Annotated in this window: 13 protein-coding genes; 5 read left to right on the forward strand and 8 right to left on the reverse strand. The window is 61.0% G+C overall.

What is annotated here, in order from left to right; all coding sequences use genetic code 11:
- Positions 1-70: 70 nt before the first annotated feature.
- The gene (locus DK871_RS00195; RefSeq protein ID WP_161903608.1) at positions 71-424 is read right to left on the reverse strand and encodes a RidA family protein; all 354 of its coding nucleotides are present in this window, start codon (positions 422-424) and stop codon (positions 71-73) included.
- On the reverse strand, positions 396-1,697 hold the full coding sequence (gene dadA / locus DK871_RS00200; protein ID WP_161903609.1) for a D-amino acid dehydrogenase: 1,302 nt from the start codon (positions 1,695-1,697) through the stop codon (positions 396-398). Before dadA ends, DK871_RS00195 begins: the two co-directional genes overlap by 29 nt.
- A 156-nt stretch (positions 1,698-1,853) precedes the next feature.
- On the opposite strand from dadA, the gene DK871_RS00205 reads away from it, so the two are divergent.
- On the forward strand, positions 1,854-2,342 hold the full coding sequence (locus DK871_RS00205) for an Lrp/AsnC ligand binding domain-containing protein (RefSeq protein ID WP_003176896.1): 489 nt from the start codon (positions 1,854-1,856) through the stop codon (positions 2,340-2,342).
- A gap of 132 nt (positions 2,343-2,474) precedes the next feature.
- Here DK871_RS00205 and DK871_RS00210 read toward each other — a convergent pair whose 3' ends face one another.
- Complete coding sequence (locus DK871_RS00210) at positions 2,475-2,828, reverse strand: YkgJ family cysteine cluster protein (RefSeq protein ID WP_003195461.1); 354 nt, start codon at positions 2,826-2,828, stop codon at positions 2,475-2,477.
- A gap of 115 nt (positions 2,829-2,943) precedes the next feature.
- Here DK871_RS00210 and DK871_RS00215 point away from each other — a divergent pair, with 115 nt between their 5' ends.
- Positions 2,944-4,236 carry an FAD-binding oxidoreductase gene (locus DK871_RS00215; RefSeq protein ID WP_161903610.1) on the forward strand — a complete coding sequence of 431 codons (1,293 nt, stop codon included), beginning with the start codon at positions 2,944-2,946 and terminating at the stop codon, positions 4,234-4,236.
- On the opposite strand, the gene DK871_RS00220 is transcribed toward DK871_RS00215, so the two are convergent.
- Positions 4,237-4,461, reverse strand: coding sequence for a DUF1127 domain-containing protein (locus DK871_RS00220; protein ID WP_161903764.1), 225 nt, complete (start codon positions 4,459-4,461; stop codon positions 4,237-4,239). It abuts the gene before it with no gap.
- Positions 4,462-4,627: 166 nt separating this feature from the next.
- Here DK871_RS00220 and DK871_RS00225 point away from each other — a divergent pair, with 166 nt between their 5' ends.
- Positions 4,628-6,052, forward strand: a complete 1,425-nt coding sequence (locus tag DK871_RS00225) for a PLP-dependent aminotransferase family protein (RefSeq protein WP_056790935.1) — start codon at positions 4,628-4,630, stop codon at positions 6,050-6,052.
- A gap of 61 nt (positions 6,053-6,113) precedes the next feature.
- A complete protein-coding gene (locus DK871_RS00230) occupies positions 6,114-7,682 on the forward strand; it encodes a phospholipase D family protein (protein ID WP_161903611.1) in 1,569 nt (522 codons plus the stop codon).
- 125 nt (positions 7,683-7,807) lie between these two features.
- Here the strand turns inward: DK871_RS00230 and DK871_RS00235 are convergent, their stop codons facing one another.
- Positions 7,808-8,950, reverse strand: a complete 1,143-nt coding sequence (locus DK871_RS00235) for an MFS transporter (RefSeq protein ID WP_056790929.1) — start codon at positions 8,948-8,950, stop codon at positions 7,808-7,810.
- Between the two features lie 178 nt (positions 8,951-9,128).
- Positions 9,129-10,622: an aldehyde dehydrogenase gene (locus DK871_RS00240; protein WP_003195472.1), complete on the reverse strand. Its 1,494-nt coding sequence runs from the start codon at positions 10,620-10,622 to the stop codon at positions 9,129-9,131.
- Positions 10,623-10,852: 230 nt separating this feature from the next.
- Here DK871_RS00240 and DK871_RS00245 point away from each other — a divergent pair, with 230 nt between their 5' ends.
- Positions 10,853-11,215, forward strand: coding sequence for a cupin domain-containing protein (locus tag DK871_RS00245; protein ID WP_161903612.1), 363 nt, complete (start codon positions 10,853-10,855; stop codon positions 11,213-11,215).
- Between the two features lie 71 nt (positions 11,216-11,286).
- Here DK871_RS00245 and rpmG read toward each other — a convergent pair whose 3' ends face one another.
- Positions 11,287-11,442, reverse strand: a complete 156-nt coding sequence (gene rpmG, locus DK871_RS00250) for a 50S ribosomal protein L33 (protein WP_003176906.1) — start codon at positions 11,440-11,442, stop codon at positions 11,287-11,289.
- Between the two features lie 11 nt (positions 11,443-11,453).
- Positions 11,454-11,687 carry a 50S ribosomal protein L28 gene (gene rpmB / locus DK871_RS00255; protein WP_003176907.1) on the reverse strand — a complete coding sequence of 78 codons (234 nt, stop codon included), beginning with the start codon at positions 11,685-11,687 and terminating at the stop codon, positions 11,454-11,456.
- Positions 11,688-12,000: the final 313 nt, after the last annotated feature.

A 12,000-nucleotide genomic window follows, 5' to 3' on the forward strand; every position in this document is an offset into this window, starting at 1 on the left:
GGCTTCTAGGCAGCAAAGTAAAAAAAACCGGTGCCGACCAACAACCTCGGCACCGGGAGAGGGATCGTTGTTACGGCAGCGCAGCCACGACAGACAGTTCTACCAGAATCTCGGGTTCGCACAGCTTGGCTTGCACGGTGGCGCGGGCCGGGGCGACGCCTTTAGGCAGCCACTTGTCCCATACCGCGTTCATGCTGGCGAAGTCGGCGTCGATGTCCTTCAGGTAGATCGTCACCGACAGCAACTTGGTCTTGTCGGTACCGGCCAGGTCCAGCAAGCGCTCGATATTGGCCAGGGTTTCGCGGGTCTGCTGCTCAATCTCGGCGCTCATGTCGTCACCGACTTGCCCTGCCAGGTACACGGTACCGCTGTGGACAACGATCTGGCTCATGCGCTCATTGGTGAGCTGGCGCTGGATTGACATGTTGTGCGGACTCCTGGTGGTTGCCATAACGGGAAATATCGAGACCTGCGGCGCTGATCTGCGGCGTTTTTTTCGCCATCAGGTCGGCCAGCAAGCGACCCGAACCACAGGCCATGGTCCAGCCGAGGGTACCGTGGCCGGTGTTCAGGAACAGGTTCTTGAACGGCGTAGCACCCACAATCGGCGTACCGTCTGGGGTGGTCGGGCGCAGGCCGGTCCAGAAACTGGCTTGGGCCAGATCGCCGCCCTGAGGATAAAGGTCGTTGACGATCATCTCCAGGGTTTCACGTCGCCGCGGGTTCAGCGACAGGTCAAAACCGGCTATTTCAGCCATGCCACCGACGCGAATGCGGTTGTCGAAACGGGTGATCGCGACTTTGTAGGTCTCATCGAGAATGGTCGAGGTCGGCGCCATTGCCGGGTTGGTGATCGGCACGGTCAGCGAATAACCCTTGAGCGGGTACACCGGCGCCTTGATACCCAACGGTTTGAGCAGCTGGGGCGAGTAACTGCCGAGGGCCAGGACATAGCGGTCGGCAGTTTCCAGCTTGCCGTCGATCAACACGCCGTTGATGCGGTCGCCTGCGTAGTCCAGGCGCTGGATGTCTTGTTCGAAGCGAAATTCCACGCCCAATTGTTTGCACATGTCGACCAGGCGCGTGGTGAATATCTGGCAATCGCCCGTCTGGTCGTTGGGCAGGCGCAAGGCACCCGCGAGGATATCGGTGACGCTGCCCAGAGCCGGTTCAACCCGGGCAATGCCGGCTCGGTCGAGCAATTCGAACGGCACACCGGACTCTTTCAGCACGGCGATGTCCTTGGCGGCGCCATCGAGCTGGGCCTGGGTGCGGAACAGTTGGGTAGTCCCGAGGCTGCGCCCTTCGTAGGCAATGCCGGTCTCGGCGCGCAATTCGTCGAGGCAGTCGCGGCTGTACTCGGACAGGCGCACCATGCGCTCCTTGTTCACCGCGTAGCGGCTGGCCGTGCAGTTGCGCAGCATCTGCGCCATCCACAGGTATTGGTCGATATCAGCAGTGGCCTTGATTGCCAACGGCGCGTGGCGTTGCAACAGCCACTTGATTGCCTTGAGTGGCACACCCGGCGCGGCCCAGGGCGAAGCATACCCAGGGGAGACCTGGCCGGCGTTGGCGAAACTGGTTTCCATGGCAGCGGCAGGCTGACGATCAACCACCACGACATCAAAGCCGGCCCGCGCCAAATAATAGGCACTGGTCACCCCAATGACGCCGCTACCCAAGACCAGAACGCGCATTTTTATATCCTCATCGCGGGCTTGGCCGCTGACGTGTGTTATTCGAGCAATGATGGGCGCAGTGTAAAAAACAATCGGCAGTGCATTTCACTATATAAATGCCTATATTTGGCGACAATTCTTGGCAAAAACCCTTTTGACAGAGGCGTATCCCCTATGCGTACCAACACCCAGACCAAGCGGGAGCTGGACAAGATCGACCGCAATATCCTGCGCATCCTGCAAACCGACGGGCGCATCTCGTTCACGGAGCTGGGGGAAAAGGTCGGGCTGTCCACCACGCCCTGCACCGAGCGCGTGCGGCGCCTGGAGCGCGAAGGGATCATCATGGGCTACAACGCACGGCTCAATCCCCAGCATTTGAAGGGAAGTTTGCTGGTATTTGTCGAGATCAGCCTGGATTACAAGTCGGGGGACACCTTTGAAGAATTTCGCCGGGCCGTGCTGAAACTGCCCCATGTGCTGGAGTGCCATCTGGTGTCGGGGGATTTCGACTACCTGGTGAAAGCGCGGATCTCGGAGATGGCGTCGTACCGCAAGTTGCTGGGCGATATCCTGCTCAAACTCCCCCATGTGCGCGAGTCCAAGAGCTATATCGTGATGGAAGAGGTGAAAGAGAGCCTGAACCTGCCGATCCCGGACTGACACACTGACACAACACGCTCAAATGTGGGAGCTGGCTTGCCTGCGATAGCGTCGGTTCAGAGGCATAGGTGCTAGCTGACCCACCGCTATCGCAGGCAAGCCAGCTCCCACATTTTTGACCGCGTACCTTCGTTACACCAGCACCTGCCGGGTACTCGCCATGTATTCATGAATCTGCTTCTCCACCCGCGGATGAATCAGCTCCACCGGCCGCCGGCCATTGGGGCACGGCAAGGTCTTGGTGGTGCCGAACAGGCGACAGATCAGCGGCCGCTCGTCATACACCGTGCAGCCCTTGGGCCCCAGGTGCACGCAGTTCAGCTCGTCCATCGCCGCCTCTTGCTCGGCGGCGGTCTTGCGCGGCAGGCGCGACATTTCTTCGGGTGAAGTGGTCACCGGCCCACAGCAGTCGTGGCAACCGGGGACGCACTCGAACGAAGGAATCTGGCGACGCAGCGCGCTGATTTTCTGACTGTTGCAACTCATCGAAACTCATACCGAACGGCGAATAGACGTGAATTCTGACGCAAAACGCCCCGCGCAGACAGCGTCGTGCGACCCCTGTATCCTGCGTCAAATTTTCCAGACAGGGAGGTTCCCCATGACCGCCAGCGCCCGGCACACCGCTTCCTACTACGCTGCCAGCAGCGTGCCGCAACCGGATTACCCGACGTTGATGGGTGAGGTGAACGCCGATGTCTGTGTGATCGGCGGGGGGTTCTCCGGTCTCAACACCGCTCTGGAACTGGCCGAGCGCGGCTTTCGCGTGGTGTTGCTGGAAGCACGCAAAATCGGCTGGGGCGCCAGCGGGCGCAATGGCGGCCAGTTGATTCGCGGTGTCGGCCACGGGCTGGATCAGTTCACCCAGGTGATCGGCAGCGACGGTGTGCGCCAGATGAAGCTGATGGGCCTGGAAGCCGTGGAGATCGTGCGCGAGCGTGTGGAGCGCTTCCAGATCCCCTGTGACCTGACCTGGGGCTACTGCGACCTGGCCAACAAACCCCGCGAGCTGCAGGGCCTGGCCGAGGATGCCGAAGAGCTGCACAGCCTGGGTTACCGCCACGAAGTGCGCCTGTTGCAAGCCAGCGAGATGGGCACGGTCATCGGCTCTGATCGTTACGTAGGCGGCATGATCGACATGGGTTCCGGCCACCTGCACCCGCTGAACCTGGCACTGGGTGAGGCCGCAGTCGCCCAGCAGTTGGGCGTGGCGCTGTACGAGCAATCCCAAGTGACCCGCATCGACTATGGCCCTGAGGTCAAGGTGCATACCGCCCAAGGCACTGTGCGCGCCAAGACCCTGGTACTGGCCTGCAACGCCTACCTGAACGGCCTCAACCCGCAACTGAGCGGCAAGGTGCTGCCTGCCGGCAGCTACATCATTGCCACCGAGCCCTTGAGCCAAGCGCAAGCCACCAGCCTGTTGCCGCAGAACATGGCCGTGTGTGACCAGCGCGTGACGGTGGATTACTTCCGTCTGTCCGCCGACCGTCGCCTGTTATTCGGCGGCGCTTGCCACTACTCCGGTCGAGACCCCAAGGATATCGGCGCCTACATGCGGCCGAAGATGCTGCAGGTATTCCCCCAATTGGCTGACGTGAAAATCGACTACCAATGGGGCGGCATGATCGGCATCGGCGCCAACCGCCTGCCGCAGATTGGCCGTCTGGCCGATCAGCCCAACGTGTATTACGCCCAGGCCTATGCCGGCCATGGCCTCAACGCCACGCACCTGGCGGGCAAGCTGCTGGCCGAGGCCATCAGCGGCCAGCAACAGGGGCGCTTCGATCTGTTCGCCCAAGTGCCACACATCACCTTCCCCGGCGGCAAACACCTGCGTTCGCCACTGCTGGCCCTGGGGATGCTCTGGCACCGCCTCAAAGAACTGCTCTGATCAATCGCGCCAGAAGGGTTTCAAACCCTCACGGCGCGCCTGTTCGGCGGTCAGCCCGATGTCGCGTAACTGCTCGCAGGTCAGGTCCAGCAAGGCCTTGCGCGTATGACGACGGCGCCAGAACAGACTCCAGCGGCCAGGCGCCGAGGCAGTGATCACCTGCTCCTGCCCCGCTTCCAGTTCCTGACTGCGTAACGCCAGCCGTACATCGCTCATGCCGCTCATTTGACTGCCCCTCATTGGCCTGTTGCCTTGAGTGACCAGCATGCGCGGGCGGCCAGAACCATGACAGATTCAGCCAACTTTTATTAAACCCATACAGATACTGCCGCTGGGTGGCTGAATCCTGTATTTTCCCCCTATCTGTACTGGTCTCTCGGGAGTGAGCACCATGACCCTTTACGTCAACCTTGCCGAATTGCTCGGCACCCGCATTGAACAGGGCTTTTATCGGCCGGGCGATCGGCTGCCTTCAGTGCGGGCCTTGAGTGTGGAACATGGGGTGAGCCTGAGCACCGTGCAGCAGGCGTATCGGTTGCTTGAAGACAACGGCCTGGCGATGCCCAAGCCCAAGTCGGGCTATTTTGTGCCGGTGGGCCGTGAACTGCCGGCGCTGCCCGAGATAGGCCGCCCGGCCCAACGGCCAGTGGAAATCTCCCAGTGGGACCTGGTGCTGGAACTGATTCGTGCGGTGCCGCGCAAAGACGTCATACAGATGGGCCGCGGCATGCCGGATGTATTGTCGCCCACCTTGAAGCCGCTGCTGCGTAGCCTCGCCCGTGTCAGCCGCCGCCAAGACCTGCCGGGGCTGTATTACGACAACATCCTCGGCTGTATGGAACTGCGTGAGCAAATCGCCCGGCTGTCATTGGATTCCGGCTGCCAACTGAGCGCCGAAGACATCGTGATCACCACCGGTTGCCACGAAGCCCTCTCCGCCAGCATTCACGCGATTTGTGAGCCCGGCGATATCGTCGCAGTGGATTCGCCCAGCTTCCACGGTGCCATGCAGACTCTCAAGGGCCTGGGCATGAAAGCCCTGGAAATCCCCACCGACCCGCTCACCGGCATCAGCCTCGAAGCCCTGGAACTGGCGCTGGAACAGTGGCCGATCAAAGTCATCCAGCTCACCCCGAACTGCAACAACCCCTTGGGCTACATCATGCCGGAAGCGCGTAAACGCGCCTTGCTGACCCTGGCCCAGCGCTTTGACGTGGCGATTATCGAAGACGACGTGTATGGCGAACTGGCCTACAGCTACCCACGCCCGCGCACCATCAAATCCTTCGATGAAGATGGCCGTGTGCTGCTGTGCAGCTCGTTCTCCAAGACTCTGGCGCCCGGCCTGCGCATTGGCTGGGTCGCACCGGGACGCTATCTGGAACGGGTGCTGCACATGAAATACATCAGCACCGGTTCTACGGCCACACAGCCGCAGATCGCCATTGCCGAATTCCTCAAAGGCGGGCATTTCGAGCCGCATTTACGCAGGATGCGCGCCCAATACCAGCGTAATCGCGACCTGATGCTTGATTGGGTCAGCCGCTACTTCCCCGCTGGCACGCGCGCCAGCCGGCCCCAGGGCAGTTTCATGCTGTGGATCGAACTGCCTGAAGGGTTCGACACCTTGAAGCTCAACCGCGTGCTGGTGGAACAAGGCGTACAGGTGGCGGTGGGCAGTATCTTCTCCGCCTCCGGCAAGTACCGTAACTGCTTGCGCATGAACTACGCTGCCAAGCCAACGGCGCAGATTGAAGAGGCTGTGCGTAAGGTAGGTGCTGCCGCTGGCAAGATGCTGGAAGAGACGGCGGACTGACCTTTCCCGAGCAATTGCCGTCATATGCCACAACCGCCCTGACCTGGAAGCAGTTTACTTGATGATTCGACGGCTTTTACCGTTTTGCCTGCTGGGCGCCCTGGCCCTGGGCGGCTGCGCCACGGTCAACACCCCGCGCATCCCCAGCGATGCCCTGCCAGCGATGGACTCCTCGTTCGGTCGCTCGATCCAGGCCCAGGCCGCCCCCTACCAAGGGCGCTCGGGCTTTCGTTTGCTGCCCAACAGCAGTGAAGCCTTCATGGCCCGCGCCGAGTTGATCCGCAACGCGCAGAGCAGCCTCGACTTGCAGTACTACATCGTGCACGACGGCATCAGCACACGCATGCTCGTGGACGAATTGCTCAAGGCCGCCGACCGCGGGGTGCGCGTACGCATTCTGTTGGACGACACCACCAGCGATGGCCTCGACCAGATCATCGCCACCCTCGCCGCCCATCCCAAGGTGCAGATACGCCTGTTCAACCCCTTGCACCTGGGGCGTAGCACCGGCGTCACGCGGGCCATGGGCCGGGTATTCAACCTGTCACTGCAACACCGGCGCATGCATAACAAGCTGTGGCTGGCCGATAACAGCGTGGCCATCGTGGGCGGGCGCAATCTGGGCGACGAGTATTTCGACGCCGAACCCAACCTGAACTTCACCGACATCGATATGCTCAGCGTCGGGCCGGTGGCCGAGCAATTGGGTCACAGCTTCGACCAGTACTGGAACAGTGCCCTGAGCAAGCCGATCGATGACTTCGTCTCGAACAAACCCTCCAAGGTCGACCTCGCCGTCGCCCGTGGACGCCTTGAGGCCTCACTGGCCCAGTCCCGTCAGCAGAACCACGCGCTGTATAACCGCCTGCGCACGTACCAGACCCAGCCCCGCATGGACATCTGGCGCCGCGAGTTGATCTGGGCCTGGAACCAGGCGCTGTGGGACGCACCGAGCAAGGTACTGGCCAAGGCCGACCCCGACCCACGACTGCTGCTGACCACTCAGCTGGCGCCAGAACTTGCGGGGGTCAGCCATGAGCTGATCATGATTTCGGCTTACTTCGTGCCGGGCCAACCTGGGCTGGTTTACCTCACAGGGCGCGCCGATGCGGGTGTTTCGGTGCGTCTGCTGACCAACGCCCTCGAAGCCACCGACGTGCCGGCTGTGCATGGCGGTTACGCACCGTATCGCAAAGCGTTGCTGGAGCACGGGGTGAAGCTCTATGAACTGCGCAGGCAACCCGGCGACCCCAGCGCAAGCAGCGGCCCGCACCTGTTTCGGCATGGCAGCTGGCGCGGCTCGGACTCCAGCCTGCACAGCAAGGCGATGATTTTTGATCGAGAAAAGTCGTTTATCGGCTCTTTCAATTTCGACCCGCGCTCAGTGTTGTGGAACACCGAAGTCGGCGTACTGGTGGACAGCCCCGAGCTGGCCGAACACGTACGCAACCTCGCGCTGGAAGGTATGGCGCCGGCGTTGAGCTATGAGGCCAGACTGCAGGACGGCCAGGTGGTGTGGGTAACAGAAGACAACGGCCAGATGCACACCTTGACCCGCGAACCGGGCAGTTGGTGGCGACGGTTCAACGCCTGGTTCGCCACCAGCGTCGGCCTGGAACGCATGCTCTAAAACCCCTGCAAATCACCTGTGGGAGCCGGGCTTGCCCGCGATAGCGGTGTGCCAGGCAACACATAAGCGACTGACAAACCGTTATCGCAGGCAAGCCAGCTCCCACAATTGATTGCATTTCCAGGTCAGGCGGGCTGTGTGGCACCGAATGCACCCTGGCGCAGCAACAGCACCACCAACCCCAACGCCCCCGCCGCCATCAACAGCGGCAGCGCATGCCCGCTGATCCACTGGCTGCCCGCTCCCGCCACCAGCGGCCCGATCAAGCAGCCAATGCCCCACAGCTGCGCCACATGAGCGTTGGCACGCACCAACGCATCGTCGCGGTAGCGCTCGCCAATCAAAATCAGCGACAAGGTAAACAATCCGCCGGCACTGGCGCCGAACAGCACCCACACCGGCCAGATCAGCACGGTGTGCATCAATAACGGCACCGCCAGGCTCGACGCCAGCAACAGCAGCGCACAGGCCAGGAACAGGGTACGTCGCGGCAGATAGTCGGCCAGCGCGCCAATGGGCAATTGCAGCAACGCATCGCCCACCACCACCGTGCTGACCATCGCCAAGGCGATCTCGGCGGTAAAGCCCTGTTGCAGGCAGTACACCGGCAACAGCGTAAGAATCATCGCTTCGAAGGCAGCGAACAACGCCACGGCCCAGGCAATCGCTGGCAGGCCCAGGCAAAAGCGCCACAGGTCGCCAAACGTCACGCTGAACGAATCCGCCGTCGGCGCCCCGGTACGTCCCAGCAACAGCAGCGGCGCCACCACCAAAAGGCCCGCGCCGACCCAGAAACCGTAGTCATGGTCGGTGCCAATCAGGCCCAGTAGCAACGGCCCCGACAGTTGGCTCAAGGCATAACTGCAGCCATAGAGCGCCACCAGTCGGCCACGCCACTGCTCGACCACCAGTTGGTTGATCCAGCTTTCGCCAAGGATGAAGACGATGGTCAGGATCACCCCGATCATCAGCCTAAGTACCAGCCACACCGGGTAACTGGGCAGGATTGCCAGCAAGCCGATGGACACCGCACCGGCCCACAAGCACAGGCGCATCAGGTTGGCAGTGCCGAGCCAGGACGCCATACGGCTGGAGACCTTGGCCCCCAGCAGCACGCCGAACGCCGGCATCGCCGCCATCACGCCAATGGCGAAACTGCCATAACCCCAGCCTTCAAGACGCAGGGATACCAACGGCATGCTGACACCCAGGGCCAGGCCAACGCTGAGTACCGAGGCCAGCACGGCGAAATAAGTCGCCCAACGCATTGCCACGCTCCTGTGGATTATTCTGGTTTGCAAAACGAACTGTAGGAGCGGACCTGTGTGGGAGCTGGCTTGCCTGCGATGCAGACGCCTCGGTGTGTCAGCCACACCTCGGTGATGCTATCGCAGGCAAGCCAGCTCCCACACAAGCTCGCTCCTACAGGAGGATCAGCAGTGTTGCTTAGAGCTTGATCCAGGTCGCTTTCAGTTCGGTGTACTTGTCGAACGCATGCAGCGACTTGTCACGGCCATTACCCGACTGCTTGAAACCACCGAACGGCGCGGTCATGTCGCCGCCGTCGTACTGGTTAACCCACACGCTGCCGGCACGCAGAGCCTTGGCCGTCAGATGTGCCTTGGAGATATCCGCCGTCCACACCGCTGCGGCCAGGCCGTATTGGGTGTCGTTGGCGATGGCGATGGCTTCTTCGGCGCTGTCGAAGGTGATCACCGACAGGACTGGGCCAAAGATCTCTTCCTGGGCGATCTTCATGGCATTGGTCACGCCGTCGAAAATCGTCGGCTCGACGTAGGTGCCGCCGGACTCTTCCAGGGTGCGCTTGCCACCTGCGACCAGCTTGGCGCCATCGGCGTGGCCGGCTTCAATGTACGAAAGCACGGTGTTCATCTGCTGCGTATCCACCAAGGCACCGACAGTGGTGGCTGGGTCCAGCGGGTTGCCTGGCTTCCAGCCCTTGAGGGCCTCGATCACCAGCGGCAGGAAGGTGTCCTTGATCGAGCGTTCGACCAGCAGGCGCGAGCCGGCGGTGCAGACTTCGCCCTGGTTGAAGGCAATGGCGCTGGCGGCGGATTCGGCGGCCGCTTGCAGGTTCGGCGCATCGGCGAACACGATGTTCGGGCTCTTGCCACCGGCTTCCAGCCAGACACGCTTCATGTTCGACTCGCCGGAGCGGATCAACAGTTGCTTGGCGATCTTGGTGGAGCCCGTGAACACCAGGGTGTCGACGTCCATATGTACGGCCAGGGCGTTACCCACGGTGTGGCCATAGCCAGGCAGCACGTTGAACACGCCTTTTGGAATACCGGCCTCTACGGCCAGCGCGGCAATGCGGATGGCAGTCAGCGGGGATTTTTCGGACGGCTTCAGGATGACAGAGTTGCCGGTGGACAGCGCCGGGCCGAGTTTCCAGCAGGCCATCATCAGCGGGAAGTTCCACGGCACGATGGCGCCCACGACACCAACGGGCTCGCGGGTCACCAGGCCCAATTGGTCGTGAGGTGTGGCGGCGACTTCGTCGTAGATCTTGTCGATCGCCTCGCCGCTCCAGCTCAGGGCTTGCGCCGCGCCGGGAACGTCGATGTTCAGGGAATCGCTGATGGGCTTGCCCATGTCCAGAGTTTCAAGCAGTGCCAGCTCTTCGGCGTTGGCCTTGAGCAGCGCGGCGAAACGGATCATGACGGACTTGCGCTTGGCCGGCGCCAGGCGCGACCACACGCCGGAATTGAAAGTGGCACGCGCATTTTCTACGGCGCGCTGGGCGTCGCTGGCATCACAGCTGGCGACAGTGGCCAGCAAGCGCCCATCCACCGGGCTGATGCATTCGAAGGTGTCGCCGGAAACGGCGGCGGTGTATTCGCCATTGATATAGGCGCGGCCTTCGATCTTCAGAGCCTTGGCGCGTTGTTCCCAGTCGGCACGGGTCAGGGTGGTCATGCGAGTGTCCTCCTCTTATTGAATACAAGGGCCTGGGAGGTTTATCCCGGCGCCATCACGAATGCTTGCCCGAGCAGCCTGCTGTTCGGCTCAAGGCAGCTGCCACCCTAAACCAGCGGCTGGGGATGTTTCAATATATTTGACATAACGGTGGCAAACGCCCTTGCGATGTTCATTTTAATAAACATAGACTTTGGGCTCTCCAACCGCAGGCCAGACGGGAAATGCACATGAGCATCCAGAACATCGTCGATTTCAGCCAAGCCAACACCGCCCCCGAACGCTACCGCCCTGCCGCCGAGAAAATCCTCAAGGGCGATCCCGAGCAGACACTCTACAACCACTACAACAGCCCATGCGGCCAGATGAACGCTGGCGTCTGGGAAGGTGAAGTGGGCCAGTGGAAGGTCAACTACACCGAGCATGAATACTGCGAGATCGTGCAAGGCGTCTCGGTATTGCGCGATACCGAGGGGAATGCCAAGACCCTGCGAGCCGGCGACCGCTTTGTGATCCCTGCCGGTTTCAGCGGTACCTGGGAAGTGCTGGAAGCGTGCCGCAAGATCTACGTGGTGTTTGAAGAGAAAGCCTGATCACCAAACCCCAGGCAAAAAAAAGCCCGCATCGTGAGATACGGGCTTTTTTTCACAAGGAAGAAAATCAATTACTTGATTTTGCCTTCTTTGTAGATCACGTGCTTGCGAACGCGCGGGTCGAACATTTTCTTTTCGAGCTTGTCCGGGGTAGTACGCTTGTTCTTGTCGGTAGTGTAGAAGTGACCAGTACCGGCGCTAGAGATCATTCGAATCAATTCACGCATGATAGAGCTCCTTAGATCTTGCCAGCGGCACGGATTTCGGCCAGCACGACAGTGATGCCACGCTTGTCGATAATACGCATGCCTTTAGCAGATACACGCAGGCGAACAAAACGTTTCTCTTCTTCAACCCAGAAGCGGTGATGCTGCAGGTTCGGCAGGAAACGACGACGGGTTTTGTTATTTGCGTGGGAAATGTTATTCCCAGTCACCGGACCCTTACCGGTAACTTGACAGACTCTCGACATGCCTCAGCCCTCTAAAACCACATGCCCAACCCGGCATGGGTTGGCCGCTTAATCTCTCAGTCATTTGGCGCCAGGCGCCGCGTTTCTTTAGGGTCTTACCGGCTACACCTACAGTGAAGGAACCGGGCCCCTAGAAAAGAGCGCTGCTTTATACCAGAAAGACCCCAGTGCAACAACAACCTGTGTACTTTTAGCAGCGTAAATCGTGATCACAACTGCCTGAACCGCTGCCAGGATGGGCCGCTGTAACAACCGACCGCTCGTCGCACAGAATGATTTACAACGCCTGCGGTCACAGGGAAGTGCACGGCGC

The organism is Pseudomonas sp. L13 (genome assembly GCF_009935965.1).
Classification (GTDB): Bacteria; Pseudomonadota; Gammaproteobacteria; order Pseudomonadales; family Pseudomonadaceae; genus Aquipseudomonas; species Aquipseudomonas lactis.

Bases quoted from the DNA above. Each gene is read 5' to 3' on its own strand.
- DK871_RS00240 (WP_003195472.1), bottom strand. From the start codon at position 10,622: ATGACCACCCTGACCCGTGCCGACTGGGAACAACGCGCCAAGGCTCTG.
- DK871_RS00195 (WP_161903608.1), bottom strand. From the start codon at position 424: ATGTCAATCCAGCGCCAGCTCACCAATGAGCGCATGAGCCAGATCGTT.
- dadA (WP_161903609.1), bottom strand. From the start codon at position 1,697: ATGCGCGTTCTGGTCTTGGGTAGCGGCGTCATTGGGGTGACCAGTGCC.
- DK871_RS00220 (WP_161903764.1), bottom strand. From the start codon at position 4,461: ATGAGCGGCATGAGCGATGTACGGCTGGCGTTACGCAGTCAGGAACTG.
- DK871_RS00225 (WP_056790935.1), top strand. From the start codon at position 4,628: ATGACCCTTTACGTCAACCTTGCCGAATTGCTCGGCACCCGCATTGAA.
- DK871_RS00230 (WP_161903611.1), top strand. From the start codon at position 6,114: ATGATTCGACGGCTTTTACCGTTTTGCCTGCTGGGCGCCCTGGCCCTG.
- DK871_RS00215 (WP_161903610.1), top strand. From the start codon at position 2,944: ATGACCGCCAGCGCCCGGCACACCGCTTCCTACTACGCTGCCAGCAGC.
- DK871_RS00235 (WP_056790929.1), bottom strand. From the start codon at position 8,950: ATGCGTTGGGCGACTTATTTCGCCGTGCTGGCCTCGGTACTCAGCGTT.
- DK871_RS00205 (WP_003176896.1), top strand. From the start codon at position 1,854: ATGCGTACCAACACCCAGACCAAGCGGGAGCTGGACAAGATCGACCGC.
- DK871_RS00210 (WP_003195461.1), bottom strand. From the start codon at position 2,828: ATGAGTTGCAACAGTCAGAAAATCAGCGCGCTGCGTCGCCAGATTCCT.
- DK871_RS00245 (WP_161903612.1), top strand. From the start codon at position 10,853: ATGAGCATCCAGAACATCGTCGATTTCAGCCAAGCCAACACCGCCCCC.
- rpmB (WP_003176907.1), bottom strand. From the start codon at position 11,687: ATGTCGAGAGTCTGTCAAGTTACCGGTAAGGGTCCGGTGACTGGGAAT.
- rpmG (WP_003176906.1), bottom strand. From the start codon at position 11,442: ATGCGTGAATTGATTCGAATGATCTCTAGCGCCGGTACTGGTCACTTC.